Below are 25058 nucleotides of genomic sequence, written 5' to 3' on the forward strand. Positions count from 1 at the left end.
CTTCCCCGGGCACAAGCACGAAGCCCGCCCCCAGCAGGGGGCGGGCTTTCTCGTCGTTTCAGGGGCGCGGGGCTCAGTGCTTGTAGTCGCCGCGGTAGAACTCGAGAACCCAACCGGACGTGGCCCAGATACCCAGCCCGAGGAACAGGATCGTGATCCAGGCCTGGTGCAGTGCGGGGCCGAGGCAGATGCCGGCCGTGACGACCGCGGCCCAGAAGGGCCAGATCGACTTGGGGGCGAAGAAGCCCATGTCGCCGGCGCCCTCGATGACGTCGGCATCCTCACGGTCCTCCGGGCGGGCGTCGAAGTTGCGCGCCTGGAGCGTCAGGAAGGCGGCGATGAAGCCGCCGAGGAACCCGGTGGCCCCCAGCACGAACGTGCCCGCGATCTCACCCGACACGAACCAGTAGATGGGCGTGACGATCGCGAAGAAGACGAAGATGAACCAGAAAGAGTACTTCTCGGGCTTCACTTGGCGGAACCTTCCAGCTCGGGATCGTGCGTGTCGTCGTCGAGCAGTTCGCCCGGGTCATCGTGGTGGCGCGCTGCCAGCTCCGGACGGGCCGCATCCAGCGCGGGGCTGTTGGACCGCACGCGGGGCAGCGAGTCGAAGTTGTGACGGGGCGGCGGGCAGGAGGTGGCCCACTCGAGCGAGCGGCCCCAGCCCCACGGGTCGTTGACGTTGACCAGCGGCGCCTTGCGCGTGATCCACACATTCCAGAGGAACGGCAGCATCGAGACACCGAGCAGGAACGCGCCGAACGTCGACAGCTGGTTCAGGAAGGTGAAGCCCTCCCAGGCGCCGTAGTCCGCGATGCGCCGCTGCATGCCGCCGACACCCAGCCAGTGCTGCACGAGGAACGTGGTGTGGAAGCCGACGAAGAGGGTCCAGAAGTGGATCTTGCCCCAGGTCTCGTTGAGAATTCTGCCGGTGAACTTCGGCCACCAGTAGTAGAAGCCGGCGAACATCGCGAACACGACGGTGCCGAACAGCACGTAGTGGAAGTGGGCCACGACGAAATAGGTGTCCGTGACCTGGAAGTCCAGTGCGGGAGAAGCCAGGATGATGCCGGTCAGGCCGCCGAAGAGGAACGTGACGAGGAACCCGATGGCGAAGGACATCGACGTGTTCAATGTCAACGATCCTCGCCAGATCGTGCCCACCCAGTTGAAGAACTTCACGCCCGTGGGCACGGCGATGAGGAACGTCATGAAGGCGAAGAACGGGAGGTTCACCGCGCCGGTGGCGAACATGTGGTGGGCCCAGACGGACACCGAGAGCGCGCCGATCGCCAGCGTGGCGAACACGAGCCCGTAGTAGCCGAAGACCGGCTTGCGGCTGAAGGCGCTGAGCACCTCCGTGATCACGCCGAAGAACGGCAGGGCGATGATGTAGACCTCTGGGTGACCGAAGAACCAGAACAGGTGCTGCCACAGGATGGGTCCACCCGACGACGGGTCGAGCACGTGCGAGCCCAGCACACGGTCCGACTCGAGCACGAGGAGGCCGACGGCGAGCACCGGGAACGCGATCAGCACCATGATGGAGGTGACCAGGATGTTCCAGGAGAAGATCGGCATGCGGAACATGGTGAGACCGGGCGCGCGCATGGTGATGACGGTGGTGATGAAGTTCACCGCGCCCAGGATCGACGAGAGACCCAGCAGGTAGAGGCCCATGATCCAGAGGTCGTGGCCCATGCCGGGCGAGTGGATCGAGTTCGACAACGGCGCGTAGGCGAACCAACCGAAGCTGGCCGCGCCACCGGGCATCACGAAGCCCGTGCAGGCCATCACGGCGCCGAACACGTACAGCCAGAAGGCGTAACCGTTCATGCGAGGGAAGGCCACGTCGGGGGCCCCGAGTTGCAGCGGCAGGATGGCGTTGGCGAACCCGGAGAACATGGGGGTGGCGAACATCAGCAGCATGATCGTGCCGTGCATGGTGAAGAACTGGTTGAAGGTCTCGTAGTTCATGTAGTCCATGCCGGGGCTGGCCAACTCGGCACGGATGCCGAGGGCGAGCACGCCGCCGATCATGAAGAAGATGAACGCCGTGACGAAGTACATGTTGCCGATGACCTTGTGATCGGTCGTGGTCAGGTACTTCATGACGCGAGCACCGAGGCGGTGCGACTCCACCCCGACGGGCGCCTGCGCCGCGTCGGTGACGGTGGTGCGTTGGGTGACTGTGAAGCTACTCACTTCTGCTCCTCAGGTGCGGTGGTCTGGAGGACCGCCTGCTTGGCTGGTTCGAGCTTGCGCTCACCGGCGTTACCGCTCTCCGCCAGTTCACGAATCTTGGCTTCGTACTCCTCTTCGGAGACAACGTGCACCTTGAACAACATCAGCGAGTGGAACTCGCCGCACAGCTCGGCGCACTTGCCGTCGTAGGTGCCGAGCTTGTTCGGCGTGGCGTCGAAAGAGTTGAGATGGCCGGGGATGACGTCCAACTTGAAATAGAACGAGGGGACCCAGAACGAGTGGATGACGTCTGCCGAGTTGAGGTTGAACCGCACCCGCTTGTTGACGGGGAGGTACAGGTCCGGGATTCTCTCCAGGGTGCCGATCTCGTGGGCAACGCCGACGTCGGGGTTACCCTCCTCCATGTAGTTGAAGGTCCAGGACCATTTCTGCCCGATGACGTTGATCACGACGTCCGGCTCGGTCTCCTGCTCGACCATCGCGTCCTGCGCCTTGATCGTGTAGAAGAACAGCACGCCGACGATCAGGAACGGCACCAACGTGTACAGCAGTTCCAGCGGCAGGTGGTAGGTGGTCTGGCGGGGAGCCGGGGCGTCGCCCTCACGGCGGCGGTACCGGATGATCGCCCAGATGATCAGGCCCCAGACGATGCCGCCGACGGCGAACGACGCGATCCACGCTCCGAGCCACAGGTTGCCGACGTGGGGGGCCTGCTCCGTTGCGGCCTCCGGCAGGCCCAGGCGCGCGGCGCCTTCAGAGCATGCGGTCAGGGCGACCAGCGCCACGGGAAGCCCAGCTGCCAGGGCCCCTCGGACCCATCGTCTCGACGGCGCAGTTTTGCCACTCACAAGTTGCCCTTCCGTTCTACCTTTTCGGGCCCCTGTCCCCCGTCGGGAGAGCCGGGACCTGCACTGCTGCAGCCACCTTAACGCATAAAAGCCACCCCGGGTGATGCGTCTCCAGCGGGGTGGCGTAGAATCGCGCGACTCGCGCGCGACTGGTATATGCGAGGCTCAGTGGAACGAGTCGCCGCAGGCGCACGAGCCGCCGGCGTTGGGGTTGTCGATCGTGAAGCCCTGCTTCTCGATCGAGTCCATGAAGTCGATGCTCGCACCGCCCAGGTAGGGGGCGCTCATCTTGTCGGTGACGACGGTGACGCCGTCGTAGTCGGTGGCCACGTCGCCGTCGAGCGAGCGGTCGTCGAAGTAGAGCTGGTAGCGGAGGCCGGAGCAGCCACCGGGCTGCACGGCGATCCGCAGCGAGAGGTCATCGCGGCCCTCAGCGTCGAGTAGGGCGCGGACCTTCTGCACGGCGACATCGGTGAGGACAACGCCCTGAGTGGTCTGAGTATCGGTCACGGCTGTTTCTCCAAGTGGTTGGGTTAAGTGAGTCCTCGCCGATTCTACGCCGGACTTGCCGGAAACCCCAGAGGACCGTCCGCCCCCGGGATTCGCCTCCGGCGAACTACCAGGCCCAGGAGGCGGCGAGCCGGCTCGCGGCGGCCGCGAGCTCGTCCGGCGTCGACTCGTCCTCGGCCGCACCTTCGCGCAGCGCATGGGCGGTTTCGAGCCCGGCGATCCGCAGTTCACGCGACGAGACGTAGTTGCGGCCCGCAATGGCGATGGCCGGGCGCAACTGCTCCTCCGCCCAGCTGACGACCTTCTTCACGACAGGACCACCGACGGCGTGGAACTCCATCAATTCGGCCCCGGTGACCACCAGGTCTGCCTGCGCCACCGTGCCCGCTAGACCGTAGCGTTCGGCCAGCCAGAAGAGCGGGTCCAGGACGCGGCCCCCGAGGGCGGTGACGATGAGCCCCACGCCCCCGGCCGCGCCGGCACCCGGGCCCTGTTCCAGGCCGAGCTCAGCCAGCCACCTCTCGGCGCGCGCGTCGAAGGTGAGGACCTCCTGCAGCGTGGCGCCGGCAGAACGCAGGGCGGTGGATGCGTGGCCTTCGAGGCCGGTCAGCGGCCGGCTCACCTGGTCTGCGGGCACCAGCGCGACCAGTTGCCTGCCTGCCCAGGCGGCCCGGGCCGCGATGAGCCCCTGCACCGGGTCGTCGGCGAAGCGCGCCAGGATGGCGGCGCCGAGGCCGTCGACCTGGCAGCCGGTGAGGTCCAGCACCACGTCGGCCTCCGCGCCCGGGCGCGACAGCGCGTCCGCGACGTCGGCCGTGGTGGAGGCGCTGATGAACAGTGCCTCGGGAGCCGCGATAGCGGCCGCCTCGGCGAGGGCCTCGCCGTCGACCCCGAGAGGAACGACTGCGACCTGGGCCCCCTTGGCCGCGAAACCGCCCGCGATGGTTTCCGACGCGACGCGCGGCGTGAGCCCGGCGATCGAGTCCGCGGCGACGACCACCCTCACAGGACGGAGGACTCCTCGTCGCCCTCCACCAGCTCGCCTTCGGCGTCCGGGAGGATGCCGTAGTACTCGCTGGTGGAATCGAGCAACGCCCGCACTTCTTCGAGGCTGGAATCTGTGTCCGGCAGCACGAGGTCTGATTCGACGATCACGTCGTCGGGCACCTCGACACCGAGCCTGCGCACGCCCTCGCTGAGTTCAATGAGCGCGGCCTCGAGCGCAGCCTGGTCTCCGGCGGCGACGGCATCCTCCAGTTGACGGTCGAGTTCGTTGAGTTCAATGAGGTGCTCAGGTTCCAACACCCACTGGCCCTGACCCATGATGCGCACGATCATGCCCGGTCCCCTCCCTGGCCGGTCTCGTACACGTCCGGCGTGGCCTGCGGGGTTGCTCCCTGGGGGCCGGAGTTCAGCTCCGGCCGCGCGGCGGGACCGCCGGTGAGTTCGGCCTTCATCCGGGCCAGCTCACCCTCGACCGACGAATCCGCGGCCAGGGCATCGAGCTCGCGGGTGATGTCGTCGCGCACGGTGCCGGTGGGGTCGTCGAGCGCACCGGTGGCCAGCAGTTCGTCGACGGCGGACGCACGGGCCTGCAGCTGGAGGGTCTTGTCCTCGGCGCGCTGGATGGCCAGGCCGATGTCGCTCATCTCCTCCGAGATGCCGGTGAAGGCCTCGTTGATGCGGGTCTGCGCCTCGGCGGCCGAGTAGGTGGCCTTGATGGTCTCCTTGCGCGTGCGGAACGCGTCGACCTTGGCCTGCAGGCGGGAGCTGGCGCGCACCAGCTTCTCCTCTTCACCCTGCAGCTGCGCGTGCTGCGCCTGGAGGTCTTCGAGCTGCGACTGGAGACCGGCCTTGCGGGTCAGCGCCTCGCGGGCCAGGTCCTCGCGGTTCGCCTCGAGCGCACGCTGGGCGGCCGACTGGAGCCGCTCCACCTCGGAGTTCATCTTCGCGGCCTGCAGCTCGACCCGCTTGCGGCTGGTGGCCACATCAGCGACGCCACGGCGCACGTTCTGCAGGAGTTCGAGTTGCTTCTGGTACGAGTAGTCGAGCGTCTCGCGAGGGTCTTCGTACTTGTCGAGCGCCTTATTGGCCTTCGATTTGAAGACCAGAGCGATGCGTTCAAAAATGCTGGCCACGAGGTGTCCTTCCAGGAACGTGCGGTGTTCAACCTTGAGGTTAGCGCGCATCCGGTGGCAGGACAGCCCTACGGCCCCCTGAGCTGACCCTGAACCCCGCGCGCGGCCCGGTATGATGGCTGCCGACCCCTCCGATCAGAAGGACTCCCCACCGTGGCCCTCTTCCGCCCCTACGAGCGCAAGCAATCGACGTCGACGGACCGCATGGCGACGCTGACCCCGAAGGGCGCCAAGGCCGCGGCGAAGGCCGAGAAGTCCGCGAAGGCGCCGCAGACGACGCAGGCCGCGCCCGCCGTCGAGACCCCGGCCGAGAAGATCAGGGTCACGCGCAAGAAGGAGGGTGCCACCCTCAGCCGCCGTCAGGCCGAGGCGGCCCGCATGGAGCGGCTCCACCCCACTCTCTCCCCCAAGCAGCAGCGCAAGGCGGATGCCCGCGCCCGCCAGGAGAGCCGGATGGAGGCGTGGGAGCGGACGGAGAATTCGCCCGCGCGCCAGTTGGTCCGCGACTACGTCGACACCCGCTGGACCGTGGCCGAGTTCATGCTGCCAGCCATGATCCTGGTGATGGCCGGTGTGATGATCACGATGCAGAACCCGGTGCTGTCCAGCTACATCGCGATGGGCCTCTGGGTGCTGCTCGCCATCACCATCATCAACGTGGCCATCATGTGGCGCGGCTTCAAGAAGCTGTTGGCGGAGCGCCACCCGGGCGAGCCGAAGCGCGGCCTGCTGGTCTACATGTTCAACCGGTCGCTGATGATCCGCCGCTTCCGCCAGCCAGGCCCGCGCGTCAAGCGCGGCGACGCCATCTGAGCCGGTGCCCAGATGAGCTACCGCTGGCAACCCACGTCCGGCACCTATGCCGAATCAGACCTCGCAGCCGCAGACCTGGCCAAGACCTTCGAGGACCAGGCGGCGGCAGAGGCGTGGCTGACCCTGTTCTTCGACGACCTGCTGGAGCAGGGCGTGTCAGGGGTGAGCCTCTACGAGGAGGACCGCCTCGTGTACGGCCCCATGTCGCTCAATCCCTGACGGCATTCTTGTCGGTGGCGGCTTTCAGGTCCTGGCGCAGCAGCCAGCCACCGAAAACGGCCATCCCCAACCCCGTGGCGACGGCGAACGGCACCTGGCTGCGCGCCTCGGCAACCCTGTCCTCGTAGGTCTGCACCCGGCTCGTGCGCTCGTCGGTCCGGCTGGAGTAGTGGCACACGTCCCCCGGCCCCATCTCGACGCCGCGGCACAGCATCGTCGGCGACACCCAGGAGGAGACCCCCCACGCCACGATGATGACCCCCGCAGCGATGAAGGCCCAGAGCCCGACACGTTTCATGCGGGACAAGGTAGCAGCCTGCAAACCCGACAAGCTCGTTGGCTAGGCTGACGGGCGTGACTGAACTGTGCCCTGATCTCTCCCTGTCCACCTCTCTGCCCAAGCACACCGACGCGGTGCTCCTGGGCATGGCGACCATCAACCAGGACGAACCGGCCCTCGTCGGCCTGCTCCCCGCCCTGGACAAGGCCTATCAGAAGGCCTACGGCAGCACGGTCACGGGCATGGCCGGCGCGCTCGGCGCCTCGGCCAAGGAGGGCTGCGTCGTCGCTCTGCCCGCCGTCGACCGTACCCGGGTCTTCGTGGTGGGCCTCGGCAGCGCCGACGTGACGCCCGACGGGGTCCGCAACGCCGTCGGCACCGGCCTGCGCGCCATCGCCGCGCTGCCGGACGTGGCAGACCTCTCCGTCGCCGTGTCCCTCGAACTGTCGGATCCGGAACTCATCCAGGCCGCCGGCGAGGGGGCACTGCTCGGCGCCTACCGCTTCAGGGCCATCACCGCGGAGCCTGCAGCATCGGCAGTGCAGTCGGTGACGCTGGTGTCGGCTGTGACGAGCGCCGGGGCCAAGGCTGCCGTCGCCACTGCCGCCATCGTGTCGGAGGCCGTGTGCCAGGCGCGCACCTGGACCAACACTCCCCCGAACCTGCTGTACCCGGAGACGTTCGCGGAGGCGGCGCGCGGCTACCTGAAGGACCAGAAGGTCGCCGTCGAGGTCCTCGACGAGAAGGCCCTGGAAAGGGGCGGCTACGGCGGCATTCTGGCCGTCGGCGGCGGTTCGGTGCGCAAGCCGCGGCTCGTCCGCATGTCCTACGCGCCCCGCGGCGCGACCGCCCACCTGGCGCTCGTCGGCAAGGGCATCACGTTCGACTCCGGTGGCCTCGACATCAAGCCGGCCGGTCAGATGGCCGGCATGAAGTACGACATGTCCGGCGCTGCGGCCGTCATCGCCGCCTTCCACGCCATCGCCGCCTCGGAGCTGAAGATCAAGGTCACGGCCTACGCCGCGCTGGCGGAGAACCTCCCGTCGGGCAGCTCCTACCGCGCCAGCGACGTGATCACCATGTTCGACGGCCAGACGGTCGAGAACTACAACACCGACGCCGAAGGCCGCCTCGTGATGGCCGACGCGATCGGGCGCGCGGCACAGGACGCCCCGGACCTCATCGTCGACGTCGCGACGCTGACCGGGGCCTGCATGGTGGCCCTGGGACTGCGCACCGGCGGCCTCATCACCAACGGTGAGCCGACCTCCGACGTGGTGCTGGACGCTGCCGAGTCCGCCGGCGAGGACTTCTGGGAGCTGCCTCTGAACGAGTATGTGCGCGGACTGCTGAAGAGCAACGTCGCGGACCTGCGTTCCGGCGCCTCCAACCGGTGGGGCGGGGCGCTGGTGGCCGGCGCCTTCCTCGAGCGCTTCGTGCCGGAAGGCATGGGGTGGGCCCACCTCGACATCGCCGGTCCGGCCGAGAACCCGGAAGAGGCCTACGGCTGCACGCCGAAGGGCGGCACGGGCGTCGGGGTGCGCACGCTGGTGGCGCTCGCCAGGCAGTTGGCGGGCTGATCAGCCCCGCCCGGTGACGGGCGCCGGCTGGTCTCAGCGCAGACCGTCGGCGGCCCGCCGGGCCTGCTTGGCTCGCAGACCGTACTCGCGCATCCGTTTGGGGTACGGCACCACCCCGGCGTCGTAGCACGGGATGTGGTGCTGCTCTGCGAACGCGTAGCCGTACTCCGCGCTGGGCACGCCGCGACGGGTGGACTCCCCGTCTGCGGCCACCAGCAGGATCGACGGCTTGTTGAACGAGGTGGGTTGCTCCACCCACGCCTCGACGCCGCGGCGGCTGATGACGAAGGCGCTCAGGTGCTCGAAGAGCGCGTCAGCGACCTTCTTCGAGTCGCGCGCAACCTCAGCCTGCTTCTTCTTGCGTCCGAACCATCCCACGCCTGCCATTATGCCCAGTGGGCGGTAACGGCAGGGCAACACCCGGCAGGGACGTGGAAGACTGGCCCCATGACGCATCCGTTCGATCTCGCCATCCTCGGTGCCGGCTCCGCCGGTTACGCCTGCGCCCTGCGGGCCGCCCAACTCGGGCTGAGGGTCGCGCTGTTCGACGACACCCCGGTCGGCGGCACCTGCCTCCACCGCGGCTGCATCCCGGCGAAGGCCTGGCTGCAGGCGGCCAAGGTGCGCAGCACCGTGGCCAAGGCTGACGCCTTCGGTATCGGCGCCACCCTCGGCGACACCGACGTCCCCGCGCTCCGCCGCTACGTCGACGGCGTCATCAAGCCGCTGCACAAGGGCCTGGCCGGCCTCATCGCTGCGCGCGGCATCACCCTCATCCAGGAACGCGGCGTCGTCACGAGGGACGACGAGGGCCCTGGCATCGACGTCGGCGACGCCCACTATCGGGCACGGGCGGTCGTCGTGGCCACCGGCGCGGCCCCCATCACCCTCGGGCTGCCCGTCGACGGCGAGCGCATCCTCACCAGCGACCACGCCCTCCGCCTCACTTCGCTGCCCGGCTCGGCCATCGTGCTGGGCGGCGGCGTCATCGGCGTCGAATTCGCGTCGTTGTGGACGGATCTGGGCGTCAAGGTCACGCTCGTCGAGGCGCTGGACCGGCTGCTCCCCGGCGAGGAGCCGGCGCACTCGAGCATCCTCAAGGCAGAACTGATGAGCCGCGGGATCGACGTTCGGCTCGGCGCGCCCCTCACCGACGTCGAAGTGGGCGAGACAGTCAGTGGCCGGGTCCGCGACGACCAGGTCCGGGCCGACGTCCTGCTGGTCGCCGCGGGACGCAGGCCGGCCACCGCCGGGCTGCGCCTCGCCGAGGCCGGCGTCCGGATCGAGGACACCGGGCACGTCGCCGTCGATCAGTTCTTCCAGACCTCCACCCGCGGGATCTTCGCCGCCGGCGACCTGGTGGCCGGCCCCCAACTGGCCCATCGCGGTTATGCGCACGGCCTGTTCCTCGCGGAACGGATCGCGCAGTTACAGGGCAGGCATGCCAGCCGGCCGACGCCCCCGCGGGACCGTGACATCCCCCGCATCACCTACTCCACCCCACAGGTCGCCTCGGTCGGCCTGACCGCCGAGCAGGCGGGGCCTGACGCGCAGGTCGTCGACTACCCCCTGTCCGGCAACGGCCGCAGCCGCATCCTGCGCGCGCCCGGTGTCCGCGACAGTGGCAGGGTCCGGCTGGTGCGCGAGCCCGACGGCGCCATCGTCGGCGTGCACCTCATCGGCGACGATGTCGGTGAACTGATCGGCGAGGGCGCGCTGCTCGTCGGCTGGCAGGCCACGCCCGAGGATGTCGCCGGGATCGTCCATGCACACCCCACCCTGGGCGAGTCCATCGCGGAGGCCAACTGGGCACTCGCAGGTCGGCCACTGCACATGCATGTCTGAATTGCCATATAGGGTGGAAACACTCACGGTACGCAAAGGAGCCACAACCACATGTCAACCGAAGTCACCCTCCCCGCACTGGGCGAATCCGTCACGGAAGGCACCATTTCTCGCTGGTTGAAGGCGGTCGGAGACACTGTCGAGGCCGACGAGCCGTTGCTCGAAGTCTCCACCGACAAGGTCGACACCGAGATTCCCAGCCCGGTTGGGGGCACCCTGCTCGAGATCCGGTTCGAGGAAGACGACGTGGCTGAGGTCGGCGCCGTGCTGGCCGTCATCGGCGAGGCCGGCGAAGCGCCCGCATCAAGCGACGAAGCACCCGCTGCCGAAACCGCACCCGAGTCACAGCCCGAACCCGAGCCGCAGCCCGAACCCGAACCACAGGCGGCCGAAGAGGAGCCCCTCGAAGCCGCCGTTCCGGCCGACGACCAGCAGTCCCCGGCCGCGTCCCAAGCCCCTGCCGCTGGCGGCCCCGCCTCCGGCACCGAGGTGACCCTCCCGGCCTTGGGCGAGTCCGTCACCGAGGGCACCATCTCCCGCTGGCTCAAGGCCGTGGGCGACGCGGTGGAGGCGGATGAGGCACTCCTCGAGGTCTCCACGGACAAGGTCGACACCGAGATCCCCAGCCCTGTGGCGGGCACCCTGCTCGAGATCCGCTTCCAGGAGGACGAGACGGCCAACGTCGGCGACGTGCTCGCCATCGTGGGCGACGCCTCGGCCCAGGCGGCCGCTCCGGCACCGGAGGCTGCTCCCGCGCCGCAGGCCCAGCCGGAGCCCGAGCCGAAGCCCGAGCCCGAGCCCCAGGCCAAGCCCGAACCCCAGGCCAAGCCCGCTCCCCAGGCCCAGCCGGCCAAGGAAGAACCGAAGCAGGAGCACTCCGCTGCTGTTGAGGCCGCGGTCGCGCGTCGCGCCGCCGAGGCATCGGGAGACGGTACCTATGTGACCCCGCTCGTGCGCAAGCTGGCGAAGGAACACGGCGTGGAGCTCAGTTCCGTGAAGGGCACCGGCGTCGGCGGTCGCATCCGCAAGCAGGACGTCATCGACGCCGCCCAGGCGGCAAAGGCCGCGCCGACACCCGCTGCAGAGGCCCCGAAGGCCGCTGCTGCTCCCGCCGCCAAGGCAGCCCCCGCTTCCACTGAGCAGGTCCGGGGCACCACGGAGAAGCTGTCGCGCCTGCGCAAGGTGATCGCCGCCCGGATGGTGGAATCGCTGCAGACCTCCGCGCAGCTCACGGCCACCGTCGAGGTGGACCTCACCGCGATCAGCCACCTGCGCAACCAGGTCAAGGCAGACTTCAAGCGTCGTGAAGGCGCTTCGCTGTCCTACCTGCCGTTCATCACCATGGCCGCGGTGGAGGCGCTCAAGCAGTTCCCGATCGTCAACGCCACCATCGATGTGGAGGCGGGTACCATGACCTACGCGGACGGCGAACACGTAGGCATCGCCGTCGACACCGAGCGCGGTCTGCTGGTCCCCGTCATCAAGGAGGCCGGCAACCTGAACCTCACGGGCCTGGCGAAGAAGATCGGCGACCTCGCCGCCCGCACCCGCACCGGCCAGGTCGGCCCGGATGAGCTGTCCGGTGGATCTTTCACCATCACGAACTACGGTTCCGCAGGCACGCTCTTCGACACGCCGATCGTGAACCAGCCCCAGGTCGCCATCCTCGGCACCGGCGCGCTGGTGAAGCGTCCAGTCGTGGTCGAGGACCGCTTCGGCGCCGAGTCCATCGCCATCCGCCACATGATGTACCTGTCGCTCAGCTACGACCACCGCCTCATCGACGGGGCCGTGGCCGCGCGATTCCTCTCCGCAGTGAAGGAGCGCCTGGAAGACGGCGACTTCGGCGGCGAATTCGGCATCTGACCGTTCCCCTGAGACAGAGACCCCCGGCCTTGGCCGGGGGTCTCTGCGTCTGGTTGGATGACGCTCGTGTTCATCGGGATCGGTACGGTCGTCAACGTCGCCACTGTGGTGGTCGGCTCTCTGATCGGGCTGGCCCTCGGAAACCGCATCCCTGAGCGCACGAAGGACACCGTCACCTCCGTGCTGGGCCTGTTCACCATGGTGCTCGGCGGGTTCTCCGTCGTGGCGATGAACAGCGACGCGCTCACCTCCGCCGTCGGCAGGTCAGCGATGATCGTGGTGCTGGCCGCGCTGCTGCTGGGCACCCTGCTCGGGTCGTGGTTGCGGGTGGAGGACCGGCTGGAGCAGGGCGCGCACTGGATCCGCTCCAGGTTCAGGGGCGCAGGTGACGAGAACCGCTTCGTCGACGGACTGGTCGTGTCCACCCTCGTCTTCTGCGTGGGGCCGCTGACCATTCTGGGCTCGATCTCCGACGGTCTGGGCCGCGGGGCCGATCAACTGCTGGTCAAGGCCACCCTGGACGGTTTCGCCGCCATGGCGTTCGCCTCGACGCTGGGATGGGGCGTCCTCGCCTCCGCTGCCGCGGTGGGCGTCCTCCAGGGCTCCCTCACGGTGCTGGGCTACTTCGCCGGCGACATCCTCACCGCCGCGCAGGTCGACGCCCTGACCGCGGCGGGCGGCGTGATCCTGCTGGGTCTGGGCCTGCGGCTGCTCGGCCTGAAGCAGATCCCCGTGGGTGATCTCCTCCCCGCGTTGCTGCTCGCGCCCGTGTTCACCTGGGCTGCGGGTCTTCTCTGAGGCGTAGTATCGCTGCGTGTTGACGTTCGAGTACCGCGGCCTCGGGGACGATCCCGGGCTCAGCGATTACCAAGAGACCTGGGACTACCAACGTGCCGTGCACGCCGAAGTGGCCTCAGCCGCGCGGCCCGGCCACGTCATCTACGTCGAGCATCCGCCGGTCTACACGGCCGGCCGGCGCACCAAGCTCACGGACTACCCGAAGGACGGCACGCCGGTCGTCCCCGTGGACCGCGGCGGCGAGATCACCTACCACGGCCCCGGCCAGCTCGTCGGCTACCCCATCGTGCACCTGCCGGACGGCGTCGGGGTCGTGGACCACGTGCGCGCCGTCGAGGGCGCCGTGATCGACCTGCTCGACACCTATGGCATCCCCTCGGGACGCGTCGAGGGCCGCACCGGGGTGTGGCTGGCAGCCTCCGAAGACAGGCCGCAGCGCAAGATCTGCGCCATCGGCGTGCGGGTCTCGCAGCGCACCGCCCTCCACGGCTTCGCGTTGAACGTGCTGAGTTCAGCCGAGCGGTTCGGCAACATCGTCCCCTGCGGCATCGCCGACGCCGGCGTCACCTCGATCGTCGAGGAAGCGCCGGGGACCTGGTCCGTCAGCGCTGTGGCGCACGATCTGGAGCCTTTCCTCCGTGGGCGCCTCCGCCACACCTAGCCGCGCTCCGGCGAGCCGGAGTGATGTGCTGACCACCTCCATCGAGAGGGGCCGCCACATGGGTCGAATCGCGCTTTATCTGTTCGGATACGCCGCCACGGCAGCGCTCGTGTGGGCGTTCCTCACCCTGCAGACACATCCACAACCCCCTGGCGCCTGGCTGCGCTGGGTGGTGCTGCTCGCGATGGGGCCCTCGCTGTTCCGGTATTCGGTACAACTCGTGCTCGCCCCGCTGTACGAGCTGATCATGGCGCGCCGACGCCGACGCCAGGGTGCCCGGTGCGTCGTGCGGCGGCCGTCGGTCAGCGTGCTGGTGCCGGCCCGGAACGAAGAGGTGGGCATCGAGGCCACCGTGCGCTCCGTTCTCGCCAGCGACTATCCGGATCTCGAACTCGTCGTCGTCGACGACGGTTCAACCGACGGCACCGGGGAGGTGATGCGGCGTCTGGTGCGTGAGCACGAGGAATCACGCCGCCCCGGACGGCTGGTGTTCCGTTCCCTCCCCAACGCCGGCAAATCCCGCGCCATGAACACGGCGCTGTCCCTGTCCAGCGGCGACCTGATCATCACCGTCGATGCCGACAGCGTCGTCGAACCCGACGCCGTCAGGGAGATCGTGCGGCTCTACGACGACCCCCGGGTGATGTCTGTGGCGGGCAACGTCAAGATCGGCAACCACAAGTCCCCCATCGGCCTCATCCAGCAGTTCGAGTACCTCTACGCGTTCTTCTTCAAGAAGGCGGACTCACTGCTCAACGCCGTGTACATCGTCGGTGGGGCCGCAGCCTCCTACCGGCGCAGCATCATCGACGAGCTGGGCGGCTTCGACGAGACGATCATCACCGAGGACATCGAGATGTCCACCAGGATCCAGGACGCCGGCGGAAAGGTGCAGTACACGCCGAGGGCCGTGATCTGGACGGAGGGCGCCTCGGACGTGGCGGGCCTGGCCGGGCAGCGCCTGCACTGGAAGTACGGCCGCCTCATCACGTTCTGGCGCTACCGCTGGATGTTCCTCAGCATCGCGCCCCGGCACAACATGTGGCTGTCCTGGCTGGTGATGCCGGTGACCGTGATCGCCGATCTGCTGCTTCTCCTCGAGCCGTTGCTGCTGGCGCTCATCGTGGCGTACACGTGGGTGAGCCACGACTTCCTGCCGATCATCGTCTACATCGCCCTGCTCGCGGTGGTCCTCGTCTTCCAGGTGCTGACCGACGTGCGCCGGCGTCAGAGCCTCAACCTGCTGCTGGTGGCGCCGATCGCCTGGCTGCTGATCTACTTCGTCGACGCGATCGAGTTCCAGGCGCTCACCCGCAGTCTCCTACGCATCTCCCGACGGCAGGGACTCGACTGGCAGCGCTGGGAACGCTCCGGCGTCTTCAGCGGAGAACCAGTTCCTGAACTTCCGCCGCAGGTCGCCGAGTCGACAACAGCACCGCGCCGATCAGCGGAAGCGCGCCGAGCAGCCCCGCCGGACCCAGCCGCTCCCCCGGAACCAGGAAGGCCAGCGCGGAGCCGGTGACCGGCTCGAGCAGCGCCGTGCCCCATGCCACCCCGGCACGGACCAGGAGCACAATCCCGGATGTGAGGCAACCAGTGGAAGCACGCTGACACCCTACTCACGCCGTCTCCCGGGGGTATTACTCTGGGGGGGTGACAGCAGTGCAGCCAGACGGACGCAGACTCCTCAGAGTCGAAGCGAAGAACGCCGAGACACCGATCGAGCGAAAGCCCGCGTGGATCAAGACCACCGCGAAGATGGGCCCGAACTACCAGGATCTCCAGCAGATCGTGCGTTCGGGTGATCTCCACACCGTGTGCCAGGAGGCGGGTTGTCCCAACATCTACGAGTGCTGGGAAGACCGGGAATCCACGTTCCTCATCGGTGGGGACAGGTGCACCCGTCGCTGTGACTTCTGCCAGATCGAATCCGCCAAGCCGGAGGGTTACGACCCGGCCGAGCCGCTGCGCGTCGCCGCTTCCGTCAAGAAGATGGGGCTGCGCTACGCCACCATCACCGGCGTATGCCGCGATGACCTGCCCGACGAGGGCGCCTGGTTGTACGCGGAGACCATCCGGCAGGTCCACGGGGTCAACCCCGGCGTCGGCGTCGAGATGCTCGCGCCGGACTTCTCCGGCAAGGAGGAACTCCTCGCGCAACTCTTCGACGCACAGCCGGAGGTGTTCGCCCACAACGTCGAGACCGTGCCGCGCATCTTCAAGCGGATCCGTCCGGGCTTCCGCTACGAGCGCTCGCTCGAGGTGCTGAGGATGTCGCGCGATCGCGGGCTGGTCACCAAGTCCAACCTCATCCTGGGCATGGGCGAGACCCGCGAGGAGATCTCGGAGGCGCTGCAGGACCTGCACGACGCCGGTGCCGAGCTGATCACCATCACCCAGTACCTGCGCCCCAACGCGACGCTGCACCCCATCGACAGGTGGGTCACTCCGGAGGAGTTCGAGGAGCTGGATCAGGAGGCCCGCGAGATCGGATATTCTGGCGTGTTGTCCGGGCCGCTCGTTCGTTCTTCGTACCGAGCAGGCAGGCTGTACCGCACAGCGATGGACGCACGTAACAAGAACTGACACGAGAGGCTGTCATGGCGAAGAGCGAACGCGCGAAAGCCTTCGAGGCGAAGCAGAAGGCTGAGGCCCGCGCCGAGAAGGAGCGCAAGCGCAGTTCCACAGACCCCGCAGACTGGGGTCGTTGGCGCCAGCTTGTAGAGACCTACAAGATGAGCGCCAAGTACGACAAGGCGCTGCCCTGGCTGATGCTCGCAGGGTTCGTCGTGCCGTTCGCGCTGCTCCTGGTCGTGGGCTTCATCCTGAACCAGCCCCTCATCTGGGGCCTCGTCGGTGTGTCGGCCGGCTTCCTCGGTGCCATGGCGATCTTCGCCTGGCGGGCCCGCCGCGCCGTGTACAGCCGCTACGAGGGCCAGGCCGGCTCAGGTGAGGTGGCGCTGCAGATGCTGCCGAAGCAGTGGGTGTCTGATCCCGTCATCGCCGTGACCAAGAACATGGACGTCGTGCACCGCACACTCGGCCCCGGCGGCCTCATCCTGATCGGTGAGGGTGAAGCCGGCCGTCTGAAGCCGCTGCTGCAGGGTGAGAAGCGCAAGCATGAGCAGGTCGCCTACGGCGTCGAGGTCAAGACCATCCAGATGGGCAAGGCCGCCGGCCAGGTCCCGCTGGACCAGCTGGCCAGCCACATCAAGAAGATGCCCAAGGTGCTCACCCCCGCAAAGATCGGCGAGGTGCGCCAGCGCCTCCGTGCCCTGGACGCCATGCGCCCCAAGGCACCCATCCCGAAGGGTCCCATCTCGATGAAGGGCTCCCGAGCCGCCATGCGCGGCCGCTGACCTGTGGCCAACATCGTCAATCTCGAAGCCATCACGCACGGCTTCGGTACCCGCACCCTGCTCGACAACGTCTCCTGCGGCATCTCGGAGCGCGAGGTGATCGGCGTCGTCGGCCGCAACGGCGACGGCAAGACCACCCTGCTGCGGATCATGACCGGGGAACTGGAGCCAGATTCGGGGCGCGCCATCCGCGCCACCAACTCCTCCATCGGCGTCCTGCAGCAGCAGAGCGACCCCCGTCCCGGCGAAACGGTGCGCGACCGGATCGTCGGCGGTGAACCGGACCATGTCTGGGCGGCCGACGCCGGCAAGCGCGGCGTCGTGGAGGCGCTCCTGACCGACATCGGCCTGGAACGGCCCCTGGAGAAGTTGTCCGGTGGTGAGCGACGGCGGGTGGAGCTCGTCGCGGTCCTGCTCGGCCACCACGACCTCATCGTGCTCGACGAGCCCACCAACCACCTCGACGTGGAGGCCATCGCTTTCCTGGCGGAGTATCTCCGGGCCCGCACGCAGGCCGGCCTCGCCATGCTGTTGGTCAGCCACGACCGCTGGTTCCTCGACGCCGTGTGCACCCGCATCTGGGAGGTGCACGACGGCGTGATCGACGCCTACGACGGCGGTTACGCCGCCTACGTGCTCGCCCGCGTGGAGCGCCAGCGGGTCGCCGCGACGAACGAGGCGCGTCGGAAGAACCTCGCGCGCAAGGAACTCGCCTGGCTGCGCCGCGGCGCCCCTGCCCGCACGTCGAAGTCCAAGTTCCGCATCGAGGCCGCCAACGTCCTGATCGCCGACGAGCCGCCGCCACGCGACAAGCTGGCGCTCGAACAGTTCGCGGTGACCCGTCTGGGCAAGGACGTGTTCGACCTCATCAACGTCGACTACACGGTGCCGGACCGCACGCTGCTCGACAGGTTGACCTGGTCGATCGGTCCGGGAGACCGGATCGGACTGGTGGGCATCAACGGCGCGGGCAAGACCACCCTCCTCGACCTCCTGGCCGATGAACGTGACCCGGACAGCGGCAAGATCAAGCGCGGCAAGACCCTCCGGTTGGCCTACCTGTCGCAGGCCGTGGCCGAACTCGATGAGGACGACCGCGTGTTGTCGTCGGTGAAGCGGTTGCGGGAGGAGACGAAGCTGGCCACCGGTCGCGACGCCTCCGCGTCGTCGCTGCTGGAGGAGTTCGGGTTCACCGGCGACAAGTTGGTGGCCCGGATCGGTGACCTGTCGGGCGGCGAGCGCAGGAGGCTGCAGTTCCTGCGTCTGCTGCTGACCGAACCCAACGTCCTGCTGCTCGACGAGCCCACCAACGACCTGGACATCGACACCCTGACCGTCATCGAGGACTACCTCGACACCTGGCCGGGCACGCTGATCGTGGTCAGCCACGACCGGTACTTCCTGGAGCGCGTCACCGACGTGACCTACGCGCTGCTGGGCGACGGCACCTGCGTGCTGCTGCCGGGTGGCGTCGAGGAGTACCTGGACAGGCGACGGCGCGCCCAGGCCGCCGACGCGGCTGCCGCGCCTGGCCCGAGCGGGCCCGCCACCAAGTCCGACGCCGCTGCGGAGCGTCAGCGGAAGAAGGACCTCGCGCGGCTCGAGAGCCAGCTCGGCAAGGTCGAAGCGGAGATCGTCAAGCTGCACACGGCGATGACGGAGGCGGCCAGCGACTACCCGCGGCTGGCGAAGCTCACGGCTGACCTGCAGGCCGCCGAGGCCCGCAAGGACGACCTCGAAGAGGCGTGGCTCACCGCCGCTGAGTGACCGCAAGGCGGGCCGTGACCTGAGGTTGTCCCCCGGTTTCGGCCCGCAACTGCTCCAGGCTCCGCCCTCAGCCCAGCACCGCACCCTTGCTGGCCGAACCCACGAGCTTCTGGTACTTGCCCAGGACGCCGGTGGTGAACTTGGGCTTGATGGGGCGCCAGCCCTCCCTGCGGCGCGCGAGCTCCTCCTCGTCAACCTCGAGGTCGAGCGTCATGGTGCCGACGTCGAGACGGATCTGGTCGCCGTCACGGACGAACGCGATGGGCCCCCCGTCGACCGCTTCCGGCGCGACGTGGCCGACGCACAACCCGGTGGTGCCGCCGGAGAACCGGCCGTCGGTGAGCAGCAGGACGGTCTTGCCGAGGTTGGCACCCTTGATAGCCCCGGTGATGGCCAGCATCTCGCGCATGCCCGGGCCACCCTTGGGCCCCTCATAGCGGATGACCACCACGTCGCCGTCGGTGATGGTGCCGTTCTCCAGCGCATCGAGGGCGGCACGCTCACGTTCGAACACCCTGGCGGTGCCTTCGAACACATCGGTCTGGAAGCCGGCGGTCTTGACCACGGCGCCCTCCGGGGCGAGCGATCCGTGCAGGATGGTGATGCCGCCGCGCGGGGCGATGGCGTTGTCCAAGGACCGCAGCACCTTGCCGTCGGGGCGGCGGGGCGCCGACTCCTCAAGGTTCTCAGCGATGGTCTTGCCCGTGACGGTCATGCAGTCGCGGTTGATGAGCCCCGCCTCGTCGAGCAGCCGCATGATGACGGGCACGCCGCCCACCCGGTCGACGTCGTTCATGACGTAGCGCCCGTAGGGCTTGAGGTCGCCCAGGTGCGGCACCTTGGCCTGCATGCGGGTGAAGTCTGCCAGCGTGAGGTCCACGTCGGCCTCGTGGGCGATGGCCAACAGGTGAAGCACGGCGTTGGTGGACCCTCCGAACGCCATCACGACGGCGATGGCGTTCTCGAACGCCTCCTTGGTCATGATGTCCCTGGTGGTGATGCCCTGACGCAGCATCTCGACGACGGCCTCGCCGGCCTTGAACGCAGCGATGTCGCGCCTTGGGTCGACGGCCGGCGGCGCGGCTGAACCGGGGATCGACAGGCCCATGGCCTCTGCCACGCAGGCCATGGTGTTGGCCGTGTACATCCCGCCGCAGGCACCCTCGCCAGGGCAGATCGCCTTCTCGATCACGGTCACGTCCTCGCGCGACATCAGCCCTCTGGCGCAGGCTCCCACCGCCTCATAGGCGTCGATGATCGTGACCTCGCGTTCCTCCCCTGAGGAGAGCCGCGCCAGGCCGGGCATGATGGAACCGGCGTAGACGTAGACGGAGGCCAGGCCGAGGCGGGCGGCGGCCATCATCATGCCCGGCTCGGACTTGTCGCAGCCGGCCAGCAGCACGGATCCGTCGAGGCGTTCCGCCTGCATCACGATTTCGACGGAGTCTGCAATCGTGTCGCGGGAGACGAGTGAGTAGTGCATGCCGTCGTGGCCCATCGAGATGCCGTCGGAGACGGAGATGGTGCCGAATTCGAGCGGGAAACCACCCGCGGCGAACACACCCTCCTTGGCCTTCTTCGCGAGCCTGTCGAGGGAGAGGTTGCAGGGGGTGATCTCGTTCCAACTGGATCCCACGCCGATCTGGGGCTTGGCGAAATCGTCGTCACCGAGGCCGACGGCACGCAACATGCCGCGGGCGGCGGTGGCTTCCAAACCGTCGGTGACCTGGCGGGAGCGGGGCTTGATGTCCGGATGCTCTTCCATTCCCGGAGTCTACGGCCCCGTCCCCGTCACTGCCGTTCGTCGGGCGAAGTGCCGAACCGCTGACCCCTGTCGAGTGTGGCGACGGCAGCCATGTCGTCGTCGGTCAGCGTGAAGTGCTCCACCTCCAGGTTGCTGCGCAGCCGCTCGGGGTTCGTCGACTTCGGGATGACCGCGTTGCCCAACTGCAGGTGCCACCGGATGATGGCCTGCGCCGGGGTGACGCCGTGCCTGGCCGCGATGGCGCGGATCAGCGGGTCTTCCAGCACATGGCCGCGGCCCAGCGGGCTCCACGCCTGCGTGACGATGCCGTGCTCCCGGTGGTAGTTCCGGAGGCCCTCCTGTTGTAGGTAGGGGTGGAGCTCCACCTGATTCACGACGGGGGCCACCCCCGTCTCCGCGATGATCCTTTCGATGTGCTCCTCCGTGAAGTTGGACACCCCGATGGAGCGGACGCGCCCCGCCTCCCGCAGCTCGATGAGGGTGCGCCACACGTCGACGAACTGGTTCCGGTTGGGGCGGGGCCAGTGGATCATGTAAACGTCGACGGCCGTGCCCAGCGCCTTCTCCGTCGCCTCGAAGGAGGCGAGCACCGCGGCGCGGTCCTGGCTCTCCTCGCCCCAGAACTTGCTGGTGACGGTGAGGAGCGAGCGGTCGATGTCGACGCGGCGCAGCGCGTTGCCCAGTTCGACCTCGTTGCCATAGAACTCGGCACCGTCGACCAGCCGGTAGCCGGCGGCGACACCGGCGACCACCACCTCCTCCGTCTGCTCCGGCGGAACCTTGTAGAGGCCGAAGCCGAGCGCAGGCATGCGGAAACCGTCGAGGAGTTGCAGGTCGTCTGTCATGGGCCCGATTCTGCCACCCCCGGCCGGCGCCCGGCTTAGACTCGGGGCATGGATCTCCATCCCGCACTGCAGCCCCTGGCAACGCTCGTCGGCACCTGGGAGGGCGCTGGGCACGGGGAATACCCGAGCATCCGGCCCTACGGCTACATCGAAGAGATCACGTTCAGCAACATCGGCAAACCGTTCCTCGAGTACCGGCAGCGGACCTGGAATTCGGACAACGCGCTGATGCACGTGGAGACGGGCTACCTGCGCCTCCCCTCCCCTGACAGGGTGGAGTTCGTGTTGGCGCTGCCCACCGGCCAGGTGGAGCTCGCCGAAGGACATCTCACGGTGGCGGACGGTGTCGTGCAGCTCTACCTGGAGGGCAGGATCCTCAACTCCTCGACGGCGAAGACCGTCAACGCGTCCGCCCGCCGCTACTCCCTCATCGACGACGAACTGGCCACCAGCTTCGACATGGCCGCCGGGGAATACCCCCTGCAGCGTCACCTGACCTCTGAACTGACAAGAACCAGGTAGCGGCTCGGCACTGCACCCACCCGCCGCACGACGCCCCTGGGCGAGACCACTAGCAGGTGCCCGTCCGCGCACCCTCCAACAGCGTGGCGAGTCGCTCCCGCGCCGCAGGCGCAAGGCCACCAGGGGACGGCGTTGGCGCAGGCACGGTCGCGCCAGCGGGCGGCGTGGGAGCCGTTCCACCCATACCGGCCAGCGGGAGGCTCATCTCCCCCCGCTCGAGTTTCCCGCGGGCCTTCGCCGACATCCGATGCGACAGGCCGGCCTCGACGAGCGCCGCGATCCAGGATCCGCAGCGCCGCTGGATCAGGGGCGCTGGTGCGTCGTCGGTCTGGCGATGGGTCTCATAGGCCTGTACTGTCACCGGACCCGTGAACAGGGAAGCGACGCGGCCCAGGGAGGCGAGTGCGTCGTCGTGGGTCACCACATTGCGCGGGGCATCCCCTGGGACGACGTCCAGAATCGACTCCGCCCATGCCCAGGACGCGTCCCTGTCTGCCGCGTAACGCATGATGTCGCGGACCTTGAGCAACACATCGGACCATCCACCCAGTCGCTGCCTGACCAGGGCGCCACTCCCCAGACCACTGCTGCGTGCGTAGTTCTCATACCCGAGAAAGGAGTAGCTCTCGAGATCCGCCGTCAGGAATTCGACGAGGGAGGCCCACAGTTCTTCGTCGGAAATAACGGGACGAGTGCCTCCCCTCTCCCCCACGTACTGCCCAAGACCCGCCAAGGCCATGGCCTCGTTCCAACTCCCCAACCGTATGGCCACGGTCTGTTTACCGGGTAGACCGCGCGCCTTGGCCCACTCCGAGTAATCGTCACCCGTGTGCTGGTGCGTCTGGGCTCCCCACTCGGCCAGAGCGCTGAGCAGTTCCTCTGGGCTGACCCGTGTCGAGCCGTCACGTTGTTGAGGTTCGTGAACCGGGCGGCGATGAGCGAGATGGCGCCGAACCACGGCTGTGTCCAGATCCAGCCACTCTGCCAGTTCGTCCACCGTCATTTCCGGATGAGCCAGCGACGCGCCGATAACGTGGCGCGCCACACGACGCTCCCGCCGCTCGCGAGCGGCGCGCTGCTCAGCACGCAGGTCTCCCATGTTGACGCCAGCCACCGCGGCAATCTGACGCACGCGCTCCCGGCTGACACCGAAGACATCCCCGACCGCTTGGAGCGTGCAGCCCGCCTTGAGCCCTTCGATCATGATCGCGTCGCGGTGGCGTTCCAAGTGCACACCGGACAGACTCTGTGTCCAGTCGAGCCACTCATCCGCATCCATGTCGGCCGGAGGCCTCCACACCGATTCCATGCTTCCCCCTGCTGTCGGCAACTGGTCGCAGCCTAACGTCCACTACTGACAAAGCCGACTGTCATACCGTCGGTCTAAGCTCGCCGACATGTACAGGACACTGGCCGTCTCCGGATACCGGTCGCTGCGCGACGTCTCCATCCGGCTCGGCAGGGTCACCGTCGTCACGGGCCCCAACGGATCGGGAAAGTCGAGCCTCTACAAGGCCATGCGGCTCCTCGCCGGCTGCGCGTTGGGCGACGCGGTGGCCTCGCTGGCGCGCGAGGGCGGTCTGTCATCGGTGCTGTGGGCCGGCCCCGAGTCGCTCCAGGGCGCCCGGCGCACCGGGCTGGTGCAGGGCACCGTCAGGAGCGGGCCGGTGTCACTCAAGTTGGGCATCGGCGCCGATGCGCTCAGCTACCTCATCGATCTCGGGCTGCCCCAGCAGGGCCTGAGCGCCTTCGACCGAGATCCGGAGATCAAGCGCGAGGTCGTCTGGGGCGGCCCCCTCATGCGCGCCTCCACCCTCGCCGCCCGCCGGAGGCGCGGTCTGGTGGAGGTCCGCGACGAGGGCCCCTGGGAGGAACTGCCCTTCCAACTGGCGCCCCACCAGTCCATGCTCCTCGACCTTCCCGAACTCCGGGCGCTGCGGGACGAGCTCGCGGCCTGGCGCTTCTACGACACCCTGCGCACGGATGCCGGGGCCCCCGCCAGGCAGCCGCGGGTGGGCACCCGCACCTGGGCGCTGGCCGGCGACGGCGCCGATGTGGCTGCGGCCCTGCAGACGATCCGCGAACATGGGCGCGAACCCATCGGCCAGTTCATCGAGGACGCCTTCCCCGGCAGCAGTCTGGAGGTCCCCGTCGCCGACGGGATCTTCGAACTGGCGCTCCACCAGCCCGGCATGCTGCGGCCCTTGCGGGCCGCCGAACTGTCGGACGGCACGCTGCGCTATCTCATGTGGTTGGCAGCGCTACTGGCCCCGGCCCGCCCTCCTCTGATGGCCCTGAACGAACCCGAGAACAGCCTCCACCCCACCCTCATCGCGCCGCTCGGGCGCCTCATCGCACGCTCGGCGGCAGAGACACAGGTCGTCGTGGTGACCCATTCACAGGCGGTCATCCAGGCGCTCACCCGCGCGGTGCCCGAGGAGGACCTGGAGTTGGTGGAGCTGGTCAAAGACACAGGTGAAACGGTCGTTGCAGATCAGGGCCTACTGTCGCGCCCGAGCTGGGAATGGGGCCGTCGGTGAGCTCCGCACGGGCGGTCCTTCCATACCCCCTGGGGGTATGGTAACGTCGGTGGCATGACTGCTCACCAGCATCACGGGCACCCCGCCCCCACTGCGCCAGAAGCGCGGGGTCACGACGATCACACGGATCATTCCGGCATGACCCACGGGGCGCCCCCCGAGAGCACCGGCCCCGAAGGCCACGGGGGCCGTGGCGGTCACGCCGGCCACGCAGCCCACTTCGGCCGTCTGTTCTGGATCATGCTCGCCCTGGGCGTCCCGGTCGTCGCGCTGTCGCCGATGTTCGCCCACCTGATCGGCTACGACCTCCCTGGCTGGGCCATCTGGGTGGCGGCGCTCCTCGGCACGGTGATGTACGTCTGGGGCGGTCAGCCGTTCCTGACGGGAGCCGTCAGCGAGATCAGGCTGCGGAAGCCCGGCATGATGCTGCTGATCGGGCTCGCCATCACCGTCGCATTTCTGGCCTCATGGAGCGCGACGCTGGGCATCCTCCACCA

General features: G+C 68.3%; 25 protein-coding genes. 13 read left to right on the plus strand and 12 right to left on the minus strand.

Annotated elements, in window-relative coordinates; genetic code table 11:
* Positions 1-73: 73 nt before the first annotated feature.
* The 7 genes from J7D54_RS09585 to J7D54_RS09615 all read right to left on the minus strand — a co-directional run bounded on the left by J7D54_RS09585 (position 74) and on the right by J7D54_RS09615 (position 5701).
* A complete protein-coding gene (locus tag J7D54_RS09585; protein ID WP_182763714.1) occupies positions 74-472 on the minus strand; it encodes a cytochrome c oxidase subunit 4 in 399 nt (132 codons plus the stop codon).
* The gene (ctaD, locus tag J7D54_RS09590; RefSeq protein ID WP_182764223.1) at positions 469-2112 is read right to left on the minus strand and encodes a cytochrome c oxidase subunit I; all 1644 of its coding nucleotides are present in this window, start codon (positions 2110-2112) and stop codon (positions 469-471) included. The genes J7D54_RS09585 and ctaD overlap by 4 nt, the downstream gene beginning before the upstream one ends.
* An 89-nt stretch (positions 2113-2201) precedes the next feature.
* Positions 2202-2939 (minus strand): cytochrome c oxidase subunit II, encoded by a 738-nt coding sequence (coxB, locus tag J7D54_RS09595; RefSeq protein ID WP_182764224.1) that lies wholly within the window; start codon positions 2937-2939, stop codon positions 2202-2204.
* Between the two features lie 279 nt (positions 2940-3218).
* Positions 3219-3563: an iron-sulfur cluster assembly accessory protein gene (locus J7D54_RS09600; RefSeq protein WP_076058174.1), complete on the minus strand. Its 345-nt coding sequence runs from the start codon at positions 3561-3563 to the stop codon at positions 3219-3221.
* Between the two features lie 106 nt (positions 3564-3669).
* Positions 3670-4569 (minus strand): glycerate kinase, encoded by a 900-nt coding sequence (locus J7D54_RS09605; RefSeq protein ID WP_182763715.1) that lies wholly within the window; start codon positions 4567-4569, stop codon positions 3670-3672.
* On the minus strand, positions 4566-4901 hold the full coding sequence (locus J7D54_RS09610; protein ID WP_182763716.1) for a hypothetical protein: 336 nt from the start codon (positions 4899-4901) through the stop codon (positions 4566-4568). The genes J7D54_RS09605 and J7D54_RS09610 overlap by 4 nt, the downstream gene beginning before the upstream one ends.
* On the minus strand, positions 4898-5701 hold the full coding sequence (locus tag J7D54_RS09615; RefSeq protein ID WP_182763717.1) for a PspA/IM30 family protein: 804 nt from the start codon (positions 5699-5701) through the stop codon (positions 4898-4900). The genes J7D54_RS09610 and J7D54_RS09615 overlap by 4 nt, the downstream gene beginning before the upstream one ends.
* 153 nt (positions 5702-5854) lie before the next feature.
* Between J7D54_RS09615 and J7D54_RS09620 the strand changes: the two genes are divergently transcribed.
* Entirely contained in the window at positions 5855-6514 is a 660-nt protein-coding gene (locus J7D54_RS09620; RefSeq protein ID WP_182763718.1) for a DUF3043 domain-containing protein, read from the plus strand.
* A 12-nt stretch (positions 6515-6526) separates the two neighbouring features.
* On the plus strand, positions 6527-6733 hold the full coding sequence (locus J7D54_RS09625) for a hypothetical protein (RefSeq protein ID WP_182763719.1): 207 nt from the start codon (positions 6527-6529) through the stop codon (positions 6731-6733).
* Here J7D54_RS09625 and J7D54_RS09630 read toward each other — a convergent pair.
* A complete protein-coding gene (locus tag J7D54_RS09630) occupies positions 6723-7031 on the minus strand; it encodes a hypothetical protein (RefSeq protein WP_182763720.1) in 309 nt (102 codons plus the stop codon). The genes J7D54_RS09625 and J7D54_RS09630 overlap by 11 nt on opposite strands.
* A gap of 56 nt (positions 7032-7087) precedes the next feature.
* Here J7D54_RS09630 and J7D54_RS09635 point away from each other — a divergent pair, with 56 nt between their 5' ends.
* Positions 7088-8593: a leucyl aminopeptidase gene (locus J7D54_RS09635; RefSeq protein ID WP_245243945.1), complete on the plus strand. Its 1506-nt coding sequence runs from the start codon at positions 7088-7090 to the stop codon at positions 8591-8593.
* Between the two features lie 33 nt (positions 8594-8626).
* Here the strand turns inward: J7D54_RS09635 and J7D54_RS09640 are convergent, their stop codons facing one another.
* Positions 8627-8971 carry a hypothetical protein gene (locus J7D54_RS09640; RefSeq protein WP_076058160.1) on the minus strand — a complete coding sequence of 115 codons (345 nt, stop codon included), beginning with the start codon at positions 8969-8971 and terminating at the stop codon, positions 8627-8629.
* Between the two features lie 69 nt (positions 8972-9040).
* Here J7D54_RS09640 and J7D54_RS09645 point away from each other — a divergent pair, with 69 nt between their 5' ends.
* The 8 genes from J7D54_RS09645 to J7D54_RS09680 all read left to right on the plus strand — a co-directional run bounded on the left by J7D54_RS09645 (position 9041) and on the right by J7D54_RS09680 (position 18889).
* Entirely contained in the window at positions 9041-10438 is a 1398-nt protein-coding gene (locus tag J7D54_RS09645; RefSeq protein ID WP_182763721.1) for a dihydrolipoyl dehydrogenase, read from the plus strand.
* Between the two features lie 51 nt (positions 10439-10489).
* Entirely contained in the window at positions 10490-12304 is a 1815-nt protein-coding gene (sucB, locus tag J7D54_RS09650) for a 2-oxoglutarate dehydrogenase, E2 component, dihydrolipoamide succinyltransferase (protein ID WP_182763722.1), read from the plus strand.
* A 57-nt stretch (positions 12305-12361) separates the two neighbouring features.
* Complete coding sequence (locus J7D54_RS09655; RefSeq protein WP_182763723.1) at positions 12362-13102, plus strand: DUF554 domain-containing protein; 741 nt, start codon at positions 12362-12364, stop codon at positions 13100-13102.
* Positions 13103-13118: 16 nt separating this feature from the next.
* A complete protein-coding gene (gene lipB, locus J7D54_RS09660; RefSeq protein WP_182763724.1) occupies positions 13119-13763 on the plus strand; it encodes a lipoyl(octanoyl) transferase LipB in 645 nt (214 codons plus the stop codon).
* 58 nt (positions 13764-13821) lie between these two features.
* On the plus strand, positions 13822-15285 hold the full coding sequence (locus tag J7D54_RS09665) for a glycosyltransferase (RefSeq protein ID WP_182763725.1): 1464 nt from the start codon (positions 13822-13824) through the stop codon (positions 15283-15285).
* A 131-nt stretch (positions 15286-15416) separates the two neighbouring features.
* The gene (gene lipA / locus J7D54_RS09670) at positions 15417-16349 is read left to right on the plus strand and encodes a lipoyl synthase (RefSeq protein WP_182763726.1); all 933 of its coding nucleotides are present in this window, start codon (positions 15417-15419) and stop codon (positions 16347-16349) included.
* A 14-nt stretch (positions 16350-16363) separates the two neighbouring features.
* Positions 16364-17122, plus strand: a complete 759-nt coding sequence (locus tag J7D54_RS09675; RefSeq protein ID WP_182763727.1) for a DUF4191 domain-containing protein — start codon at positions 16364-16366, stop codon at positions 17120-17122.
* Positions 17123-17125: 3 nt separating this feature from the next.
* Entirely contained in the window at positions 17126-18889 is a 1764-nt protein-coding gene (locus J7D54_RS09680) for an ABC-F family ATP-binding cassette domain-containing protein (protein WP_182763728.1), read from the plus strand.
* Positions 18890-18956: 67 nt separating this feature from the next.
* Here the strand turns inward: J7D54_RS09680 and ilvD are convergent, their stop codons facing one another.
* Positions 18957-20654, minus strand: a complete 1698-nt coding sequence (ilvD, locus tag J7D54_RS09685) for a dihydroxy-acid dehydratase (protein WP_182763729.1) — start codon at positions 20652-20654, stop codon at positions 18957-18959.
* 26 nt (positions 20655-20680) lie between these two features.
* The gene (locus tag J7D54_RS09690; protein WP_182763730.1) at positions 20681-21499 is read right to left on the minus strand and encodes an aldo/keto reductase; all 819 of its coding nucleotides are present in this window, start codon (positions 21497-21499) and stop codon (positions 20681-20683) included.
* Positions 21500-21547: 48 nt separating this feature from the next.
* Here J7D54_RS09690 and J7D54_RS09695 point away from each other — a divergent pair, with 48 nt between their 5' ends.
* Positions 21548-22021, plus strand: a complete 474-nt coding sequence (locus tag J7D54_RS09695) for an FABP family protein (protein WP_182763731.1) — start codon at positions 21548-21550, stop codon at positions 22019-22021.
* A gap of 49 nt (positions 22022-22070) precedes the next feature.
* Here J7D54_RS09695 and J7D54_RS09700 read toward each other — a convergent pair whose 3' ends face one another.
* Complete coding sequence (locus J7D54_RS09700) at positions 22071-23330, minus strand: hypothetical protein (protein WP_182763732.1); 1260 nt, start codon at positions 23328-23330, stop codon at positions 22071-22073.
* An 88-nt stretch (positions 23331-23418) separates the two neighbouring features.
* Here J7D54_RS09700 and J7D54_RS09705 point away from each other — a divergent pair, with 88 nt between their 5' ends.
* The gene (locus tag J7D54_RS09705) at positions 23419-24561 is read left to right on the plus strand and encodes an AAA family ATPase (RefSeq protein WP_182763733.1); all 1143 of its coding nucleotides are present in this window, start codon (positions 23419-23421) and stop codon (positions 24559-24561) included.
* Positions 24562-25058 lie beyond the last annotated feature (497 nt).

It is taken from the genome of Tessaracoccus sp. MC1865, assembly GCF_017815535.1.
Taxonomy (GTDB): domain Bacteria; phylum Actinomycetota; class Actinomycetes; order Propionibacteriales; family Propionibacteriaceae; genus Arachnia.

Coding starts and splice junctions, on each gene's coding strand:
- J7D54_RS09655 (WP_182763723.1), top strand. CDS start 12,362: ATGACGCTCGTGTTCATCGGGATCGGTACGGTCGTCAACGTCGCCACT.
- sucB (WP_182763722.1), top strand. CDS start 10,490: ATGTCAACCGAAGTCACCCTCCCCGCACTGGGCGAATCCGTCACGGAA.
- ctaD (WP_182764223.1), bottom strand. CDS start 2,112: ATGAAGTACCTGACCACGACCGATCACAAGGTCATCGGCAACATGTAC.
- J7D54_RS09690 (WP_182763730.1), bottom strand. CDS start 21,499: ATGACAGACGACCTGCAACTCCTCGACGGTTTCCGCATGCCTGCGCTC.
- J7D54_RS09665 (WP_182763725.1), top strand. CDS start 13,822: ATGGGTCGAATCGCGCTTTATCTGTTCGGATACGCCGCCACGGCAGCG.
- J7D54_RS09645 (WP_182763721.1), top strand. CDS start 9,041: ATGACGCATCCGTTCGATCTCGCCATCCTCGGTGCCGGCTCCGCCGGT.
- J7D54_RS09675 (WP_182763727.1), top strand. CDS start 16,364: ATGGCGAAGAGCGAACGCGCGAAAGCCTTCGAGGCGAAGCAGAAGGCT.
- J7D54_RS09625 (WP_182763719.1), top strand. CDS start 6,527: ATGAGCTACCGCTGGCAACCCACGTCCGGCACCTATGCCGAATCAGAC.
- J7D54_RS09610 (WP_182763716.1), bottom strand. CDS start 4,901: ATGATCGTGCGCATCATGGGTCAGGGCCAGTGGGTGTTGGAACCTGAG.
- J7D54_RS09705 (WP_182763733.1), top strand. CDS start 23,419: ATGTACAGGACACTGGCCGTCTCCGGATACCGGTCGCTGCGCGACGTC.
- J7D54_RS09700 (WP_182763732.1), bottom strand. CDS start 23,330: ATGGAATCGGTGTGGAGGCCTCCGGCCGACATGGATGCGGATGAGTGG.
- ilvD (WP_182763729.1), bottom strand. CDS start 20,654: ATGGAAGAGCATCCGGACATCAAGCCCCGCTCCCGCCAGGTCACCGAC.
- J7D54_RS09630 (WP_182763720.1), bottom strand. CDS start 7,031: ATGAAACGTGTCGGGCTCTGGGCCTTCATCGCTGCGGGGGTCATCATC.
- J7D54_RS09695 (WP_182763731.1), top strand. CDS start 21,548: ATGGATCTCCATCCCGCACTGCAGCCCCTGGCAACGCTCGTCGGCACC.